The sequence below is a fragment of the Streptomyces brasiliensis genome (genome assembly GCF_014647875.1).
Classification (GTDB): domain Bacteria; phylum Actinomycetota; class Actinomycetes; order Streptomycetales; family Streptomycetaceae; genus Streptomyces; species Streptomyces brasiliensis.
This window is the reverse complement of record NZ_BMQA01000049.1, coordinates 41,495-48,764: the sequence shown is the minus strand read 5'-3', so window position 1 is coordinate 48,764 and position 7,270 is coordinate 41,495. Positions and strand designations below refer to the sequence as shown.

The window sequence follows — 7,270 nt, the reverse complement described above, 5'->3', positions numbered from 1 at the left end:
CTGCCAGCTGTCCTCGGGGTCCATGGTGGCCAGCGCCGCGTTGATGCCGCCGGCGGCCAGTGCCGTGTGGGCGTCGTCCTTGGGGCGCTTGCCGACCGCCAGGACATCGACCCCGGACTCGGCCAGTTCGATCGCGGCCCGCAGCCCCGCACCTCCGGTACCGATCACCAGCACCATGGTGGACAGACGTCGTTCGGTGATAGCCACGGCCTTGCTCCGTTCGCCTGGGTTGCCACTCAGTACGACCGGGCAGTACGGCGATCTGTGACAGCTTTCGTCACTGCTGCAGCGACGTCACGTAGGGATCCAGTTTGGCGGGGTTCATGACCCACAGCAGGCGCTCGATGCCGCGCGCCGACGCCTCGACGGACAGGAGAGCCGACGCGTTGCCACCGGCCGTGACCAGGACGGCCGGCCTGCCGTTGGCCTCGACCCAGCGCACCTCGGTGTCGGGCCAGAAACGCGGGGCGAAGGCGGCGACGAACTTGGCGACGTGCTCACGGCCGACGACCGGAATCCTGGCCGCGCCGCGCATGCCGTCACCGTCGGTGTAGCTGACCACGTCCTCGGTGAGGACGTTCTCGAGCGCCGACAGGTCGCCCGTCTGGGCCGCGGCGAGGAACACCTCCAGCAGGCGTCGGTGAGCGGTGGAGCTGACTGGCTCCGTGCGTTCCGAGGACAGATGCTTGCGTGCGCGGCTCACCAGCTGCCGCGTGTTCGCCTCGCTCGTCTCCAGCATCTCCGCGATCTGCTTGTACGGGTAGTCGAAGGCTTCCCGCAGCACATAAGCGGCCCGTTCCACCGGGTTCAACTTCTGCAGGAGGAAGAGGACCGCCAGGTCCAGCGCCTCGGCCCGTTCCGCGCCCAGTTGCGGATCCGCGCGCGTGTCCACCGGCTCGGGGATCCAGGGCCCGACATACGACTCGCGGCGCACTCGTGCGGACTGGGCCACGTTGATCGCCAGCCGCGCGGTGACCGTGGCCAGGAACGCAGCCGGCTCGTGAACGTCCGCGCGGTTGGTGTTCTGCCACCGCAGCCAGGCGTCCTGGACGATGTCCTCGGCTTCCGCGACGCTGCCGAGCACGCGGTAGGCGATGCCGAAGAGTTGGGGACGCGCCGAGATGAAGTCCCTCGTCGCCTGGTCCAGGGAGTCGGCGTCGTCCCGGTTGCGCATGAATTCCTCCAGCCTGTGAGCACCATGCTACAAGCGGGTCCCCCGTCTCTCACCCAGACCATGGAGTGCCGGCGTCGTACTCGGTCGACGCCCATGTGGTCACGCCGAGTTGAGAGGTGTGAGGGCGGCCGGGCAGCGACCGTCGGCTCCGTTCCCGGCACACAGAGCCACCGGGCCACCCGGAGCGCGCGCCGGGTGCGGGGCGCACCCCGGCGTCGCAAGATGGACGCATGGTCACATGACCGGTCGGTGCGCGACGGGAGGTCCCCCATGAAGTTCGCGGTGTTCGGCGGTACCGGATTGATCGGATCGCAGGTCGTGAAGAGACTGAACGGCGACGGACACGAGGCGGTACCGCACTCCATGTCAACGGGCGTCGACGTGATCACCGGCCAGGGCGTGGAGGAGGCGGTGGCCGACGCAGAGGTCGTCGTCAATCTGACGAACTCCCCGACCTTCGACGACGCCTCACCGCCGTTCTTCCGGACCTCGATGGACAACATCCTGGGCGCCGCCCGGAAGGCCGGGGCCGGGCACGCCGTCATCCTCTCGATCGTCGGCGTGGACAAGGTGCCCGAGCTGGACTACTACCGGGCCAAGCTCCTCCAGGAGGACATCCTCAAGGACGGGTCGATCCCCTACTCGATCGTGCGGGCCACCCAGTTCATGGAGTTCATGGACGCGGTCCTGTCCTGGACCACGGAGGGCGACGCCGTACGGCTGCCGAGCACCCCGATCCAGCCGATCGCCGCCCGGGAGGTCGCCGACACCGTCGCCGACGTCGCCGCCGGCACCCCCTTGAACGGCACCGTCGAAGTCGGCGGACCCGATGTCTTCCCCCTCGACGAGCTGGGCCGGATCACCCTCGAGGCCCGTCCCGACGGTCGCACCGTCGTCACCGACGACACCGCGGGCATGTTCGCCGCCGTCCCAGGCGATGCCCTCGTCACCAAGGCCGGCGCCCTCATCGCCCCCACCCACTACCGCGACTGGCTCTCCTGAACCAGCAGCCCAGCCCCACCGAGGGAGGCCTCACCATGGCGAACGACGATCCGGCGACAGGCAGCCCCGCGACCCGACCGCGCTCGGAGGCATGGAAGACGGCGCTCACCGTGCTGCAGACGGCGCAACCGCCGTTCGTTCCCGAAGGGGCGGAGGTGGCGACGGTTCTCGTCGCGTTCCCTCCCGGCGACCCCGGCACCCCGCCGCACCGGCACTCGGGGCCCGCCTTCGGCTACATGCTCGAAGGGGAGATGCTCTTCGAACTGGAAGGCGAGCCGGAGCGGGTCATCAAGGCCGGGGAGACGTTCTGGGAGCCGGGCGGCGACGTCATCCACTACCAGGACGGCAACAACCGGACGGACTCCTGGAGCCGTTTCCTCGTCACCATGATGTGCATGCCGGGTCAGCCCATGCTCACACTGGTCGACGAAGAGGAACTGGCCCAGCGCAGGCACCTGCGTGCTCCGCGCCCGGACGCCTGACCCGCCTGCCTTCGCTCACTCCACGAAGTACGAGTCGTGCTTGTCCAGGAACGCGGCTCGCTCCTCGTCCGTGGCGTCGGCCAGCTCCGACAGCTTCTCGAAGTACTCCTCGCGCGGCGCTCCCGGCGTGAAGAGCAGCAGCATCCCGGCCGGTGCGTCCGAGTCGTTGCGGAAGGCGTGCAGTCCGCCCTGCGGCACATGCAGGAAGTCGCCCTTCTGCCCGTCGATCCACTGCGCGCCGTCGAAAAGGCGAACGTTTCCGTCGAGGATGAAGAAGGACTCCGAGATGCGCTTGTGGAAATGCGTCTTCGGGCCGCCGGCCCTCGCGCTCATCTCCACTCGGTAGAGACCGAACTCGCCCCGAGTGGTATTCGTGCTCGCCAGATAGTGAATGGCGTCCTTACCGGCTTCGCCGACATTCGGCGGGGTGCCCGCCGGACGGAATTTCGCACTGACCTCGCCGCTGTCTCCCCCATAAACCTGCTCCGGGTACGACATGGTGACCATCCCTCAATGTGCGTTGGTATGCGACATCTCACGTGACATCTCACGACGGCCCGCCGGAGGTCAGTCGAGCTCGAGGCCCCCGTCGACCGTCAGTACCTGACCGGTGATGTGCGCGCCCAGGGGATCGGCGATGCGCAGGATCCAGTCCGCGATGTCCTCGGGATCGCCGAGACGTCCCGTCGGGATGCGGTCTCGTTCATGGCTGCGTATCTCGTCGATGGTGTCCCGGGGGAGCCCGGCCGCCACCAGGACGTCCGTCCTGGTGGGTCCGGGTGCGATCGCGTTCACCCGGACCCCTTCCGCCGCGAGTTCGAGCGCCCAGCTCCGCGTCAGCTGTTCGACGGCGCTCTTGGTCGCGGCGTAATGGGCAGCGCCGGCCAAGGGCCGGTGACCGTAGGTGCTCGACACGTTCACGATGGAGCCGGACGACTCACGCAGATGCGGCAGCGCCGCGTGGGCGAGCATGCTCGGCGCGGTCACATTGAGCTCGAACAGCCTGGTGATCACCGACCGATCGGTCTCGGCCAGGGGCATCACGGCGGTGGCGCCCGCGTTGTTCACGAGCACGTCGAGCCGTCCCCACCGTTTCACGGCCTCGGTCACCACGGTGTCCGCGGCTCCCTCCTCGCAGAGGTCGAGCGGCAGGACCGCGATGTGGGGGTCGGCGCCGGCCGTCTCCTCCAGGGCCTCGACACGGCGGCCCACACCGAGGACGTGGGCCCCGGCCCCGGCGAGGGCGATCGCGGCCGCCCGGCCGATGCCAGACCCCGCTCCCGTGACGATCGCGACGCGGTCCACGAAGCGGTGTGGGGTGGAGCTGAGCATGGTGCCGGTTCCTTCGTGGGTCGGTCAGCCGAACTGGCCGGGCTGGTAGTCGCCGGCGGGCTGCTGGTTGATGACGTTGATGCGGTTGTAGGCGTTGATGACGGCGAGGAGTGAGATCAGTGCGGCGAGCTGGTCGTCGTCGTAGTGCTTGGCGGCATTGGCCCAGGCGTCGTCGGTGACACCGCCGGCCGCGTCGGCGATGCGGGTGGCCTGTTCGGCGAGTTCGAGGGCGGCGCGTTCGGCGTCGGTGAAGACGGTGGCCTCGCGCCAGGCGGCGACGAGGTTGAGGCGCTGCTGGGTCTCGCCGGCGTGGGCGGCGTCCTTGCTGTGCATGTCGGTGCAGAAGCCGCAGCCGTTGATCTGGCTGGCGCGGAGTTTGACCAGTTCCTGGACGGCGGCCGGCAGTGTCGAGTCCGAGACGGCCTTGCTGGCCGAGTTGAGGTGCCTGAGCACCTTGCCTCCGAGGGGGCTGCCGAAGAAGTCGAGACGTGCTTCCACAGTGATCTCCTTGCCGTAGTGCGGATACACACCACTGACCGGATGGCCCCGCCACCTGTGACAGGGCGGCGCAGTCACTTCGATTCCAGTTGGGTTGTCACAAAAAGGGCGGTAATCCAGTCAAGTACCCGAAAGATGCGGATGAACAACTGATGCCCGCGTCTGTCTGGATCGCGAACCGCCCCAGACCCGTCTACCCGAGGACAGAAGCCCGGTGATCAGCATGGACAGGGTGACAGCCGGTGAGCAGCTGCTGAGCACGCGTGAGATGTCCGACTCGGCCATCGCGATGCTCGGCGAGCAGGGGACCGTGGTCGGCTGGACGCGGGTCGCCGAGCGACTTCTCGGGTACTCCGCCGGGGACGTGGTGGGCCGCTCCGCCTCACTCGTCCTGCCGACGTCCGAGGACACGCCGACGGCGACGGCGTTCGTCGAGCGGTGCCGTGCCCGGGGTGGCTGGTCGGGTACCACGTCCGTGCGCCATCGCGACGGCCGCACCCTTGTCGTCAGTCTGCGGATCTCCATGGTGCGCGGGCGGGACGGAGCAGTCGCCTGGCTCGTGTCCGTGACCGACGCCGGAGCGCTGTCCGGGGACACGGCGACCGGATCGGTGCGGGATTCGCTTCTCGCGCGCGTGCCGATCGGCATCGTGTTCCGTGACCTGGGGCTGCGCTGTACGTGGGTGAACGACACGATGGAGAGCCACGACGGCGTCCCCGCTGATCGACGGCTCGGACGTGGTTTCCCCGATGTGCTGTCCGGTCCCAAGGCCGCGGCGCTCGAGGCGACGATGCGGCAGGTGCTGGCCACCGGCGCCAGCGGCGTCCACACCTACCGGTCGTGGCTCGCGTCGGGTTCGCGCCGGGACCACACGTTCGCGGCGTCGGTCTTCCGTCTCCAGGGCGCCGACGGCCGAGCACTGGGGGTGTGCGTCATCAGCGTCGACGTCACCGAGAGCCGGCGGGCGTACGAGCGCCTGGCCATCCTCACCGAGGGCAGCGCGCACCTGGGCGGCTCCCTGGACGTGATGCGGACCAGCCAGGAACTGGCCGACCTCGCCGTGCCCCTGTTCGCGGACTACGTCGCCGTCGACCTGGAGCAGTCGATCCCCTTCGGACACGAGCCCCCGGTCCGTGTCGGCCCGACGGGCGAGCGTCTCCCCGTGTTCCGGCGGGCCGGTCTGGCCTCCATCCACCAAGGGGTCCCCGAATCCCCCTGGGGGCGCGGTGACCCGGTCCTCATGCCGCCCACCTCACCCTTCACGGAGGTGCTGCGCACCGGGCGGCCGCACCTGGAGCCCGTCCTGGACGCCGCCGAGGGCACCTGGTTCGACCAGGACCCGGCACGGGCGCGAAAGGTCAGGGAGAACCGAGTCCATTCGCTGATGGTGGTTCCCATCCGCGCGAGGCGCGCCCTGCTCGGGGTGGCCGTGTTCGTCCGCACCGAGGACCCGGTGCCGTTCCAGGAGATCGATCTGCTCCTGGCCGAAGAACTCGTCGGCCGCGCCGCGCTGTCGCTGGACAACGCCCGCCAGTACTCCCGAGAACACACCGCGGCCCTCGCGCTCCAGCGCAACCTGCTGCCGCACCGGTTGCGGGGCGGCGCGGCCGTCGAGGCGGTCTCGCGGTATCTGCCGGCCGACCTCCACAACGGCGTCGGGGGCGACTGGTTCGACGTGATCCCGCTGTCCGGTGCCCGGGTGGCTCTCGTCGTCGGCGACGTCGTCGGACACGGGCTGCACGCCGCCGCGACCATGGGCCGGCTGCGCACCGCCGTCTACACCCTCGCCGACATGGAACTGTCCCCCGAGGAACTGCTCACCCACCTCGACGACACGGTCCAGCGACTGGCCGAGGACGACGCCTGCGCACCGGACCAGACCCCCGCGGTGACGGGTGCCACCTGTCTGTACGCCGTCTACGACCCGGTCACGCGGAAGTGCGTCATGGCACGGGCCGGGCACCCGCCGCCCGCGATCATCGACCCGCGAGGCCGGGTCACGTTCCCCGACCTGCCCGCCGGTCCGCCCCTGGGGGTCGGGCTGGGCGTTCCCTTCGAGGCCGTGGAACTGGACCTGCCCGAGGGGAGCCTCCTCGCCCTGTACACCGACGGCCTGGTCGAGAGCCGCGCCGAGGACATCGACGCGGGCATGCGCCGGCTGGGCGCGGCCCTGGCGGCGCCGGCCCGCTCCCTGGAGGAACTCTGCACCCGCGCCACGCAGACCGCCGCGGGGCGGGCGCCGACCGACGACGTCACCCTGCTCCTGGCGCGGACCCGCTCGCTCGATCCGGAGCAGGTCGCCTCCTGGGCGCTGCCGCACGACCAGTCCGCCGTCGGCGAGGCCCGGCAACTGGCCGCCGGCCGGCTGGCCGTATGGGGCCTGGAACGTCTCGAGGACACCACGAAGCTGATCGTCAGCGAACTGGTCACCAACGCCCTCAGCCACGGCACCGGCCCGATCGGTCTGCGGCTGATCCGGCACCAGGTCCTGACCTGCGAAGTGTTCGACGCCAGCGGCTGCTCCCCCCGGCTGCGTCACGCACGCGCCGTCGACGAGAACGGGCGCGGTCTGTTCCTGGTCGCCCAGCTGTCCCGCCGCTGGGGCAGCCGCTCGGTGCCCGGCGGCAAGATCGTCTGGGCCGAGGAGGACCTCGCCACCGCCCTCGAGCGCCGCAGAGCCGCCTGACCGACGAACCCCCAGGTCGAGGGATATTGCCATCCGATCGGTTCCGATATATCGTTGAGACATCGCGTTAGATCGACGATGGAATGGGAGTGATCG

Annotated in this window: 8 protein-coding genes; 3 read left to right on the top strand and 5 right to left on the bottom strand. The window is 69.8% G+C overall.

From position 1 onward, the window contains the following. A partial coding sequence (locus IEZ19_RS38730) for an FAD-binding protein (protein ID WP_229841301.1) occupies positions 1 to 177 on the bottom strand: 177 nt, incomplete at its 3' end. A gap of 100 nt (positions 178 to 277) precedes the next feature. Beyond that, a complete protein-coding gene (locus IEZ19_RS38725) occupies positions 278 to 1,174 on the bottom strand; it encodes an RNA polymerase sigma-70 factor (RefSeq protein WP_189316087.1) in 897 nt (298 codons plus the stop codon). Between the two features lie 270 nt (positions 1,175 to 1,444). On the opposite strand from IEZ19_RS38725, the gene IEZ19_RS38720 reads away from it, so the two are divergent. Together IEZ19_RS38720 and IEZ19_RS38715 are read left to right on the top strand one after the other, a co-directional pair. Next, the gene (locus IEZ19_RS38720; protein ID WP_189316086.1) at positions 1,445 to 2,176 is read left to right on the top strand and encodes an SDR family oxidoreductase; all 732 of its coding nucleotides are present in this window, start codon (positions 1,445 to 1,447) and stop codon (positions 2,174 to 2,176) included. A gap of 35 nt (positions 2,177 to 2,211) precedes the next feature. Then, positions 2,212 to 2,658 carry a cupin domain-containing protein gene (locus tag IEZ19_RS38715; protein WP_189316085.1) on the top strand — a complete coding sequence of 149 codons (447 nt, stop codon included), beginning with the start codon at positions 2,212 to 2,214 and terminating at the stop codon, positions 2,656 to 2,658. Between the two features lie 15 nt (positions 2,659 to 2,673). Here IEZ19_RS38715 and IEZ19_RS38710 read toward each other — a convergent pair whose 3' ends face one another. From IEZ19_RS38710 to IEZ19_RS38700, 3 genes are all read right to left on the bottom strand, one after another. Further along, complete coding sequence (locus IEZ19_RS38710) at positions 2,674 to 3,156, bottom strand: cupin domain-containing protein (protein ID WP_189316084.1); 483 nt, start codon at positions 3,154 to 3,156, stop codon at positions 2,674 to 2,676. 69 nt (positions 3,157 to 3,225) lie between these two features. Then, a complete protein-coding gene (locus IEZ19_RS38705; protein ID WP_189316083.1) occupies positions 3,226 to 3,990 on the bottom strand; it encodes an SDR family NAD(P)-dependent oxidoreductase in 765 nt (254 codons plus the stop codon). A gap of 24 nt (positions 3,991 to 4,014) precedes the next feature. Beyond that, positions 4,015 to 4,488, bottom strand: a complete 474-nt coding sequence (locus IEZ19_RS38700) for a carboxymuconolactone decarboxylase family protein (protein ID WP_189316082.1) — start codon at positions 4,486 to 4,488, stop codon at positions 4,015 to 4,017. A 223-nt stretch (positions 4,489 to 4,711) separates the two neighbouring features. On the opposite strand from IEZ19_RS38700, the gene IEZ19_RS38695 reads away from it, so the two are divergent. Continuing rightward, positions 4,712 to 7,174 carry a SpoIIE family protein phosphatase gene (locus IEZ19_RS38695; RefSeq protein ID WP_189316081.1) on the top strand — a complete coding sequence of 821 codons (2,463 nt, stop codon included), beginning with the start codon at positions 4,712 to 4,714 and terminating at the stop codon, positions 7,172 to 7,174. The last annotated feature ends 96 nt before the right edge of the window (positions 7,175 to 7,270 follow it).

What these genes read in the sequence shown, in the direction of transcription:
- IEZ19_RS38725 (WP_189316087.1), bottom strand. Translation starts at nt 1,174, where the DNA reads ATGCGCAACCGGGACGACGCCGACTCCCTGGACCAGGCGACGAGGGAC.
- IEZ19_RS38720 (WP_189316086.1), top strand. Translation starts at nt 1,445, where the DNA reads ATGAAGTTCGCGGTGTTCGGCGGTACCGGATTGATCGGATCGCAGGTC.
- IEZ19_RS38715 (WP_189316085.1), top strand. Translation starts at nt 2,212, where the DNA reads ATGGCGAACGACGATCCGGCGACAGGCAGCCCCGCGACCCGACCGCGC.
- IEZ19_RS38710 (WP_189316084.1), bottom strand. Translation starts at nt 3,156, where the DNA reads ATGTCGTACCCGGAGCAGGTTTATGGGGGAGACAGCGGCGAGGTCAGT.
- IEZ19_RS38705 (WP_189316083.1), bottom strand. Translation starts at nt 3,990, where the DNA reads ATGCTCAGCTCCACCCCACACCGCTTCGTGGACCGCGTCGCGATCGTC.
- IEZ19_RS38695 (WP_189316081.1), top strand. Translation starts at nt 4,712, where the DNA reads ATGGACAGGGTGACAGCCGGTGAGCAGCTGCTGAGCACGCGTGAGATG.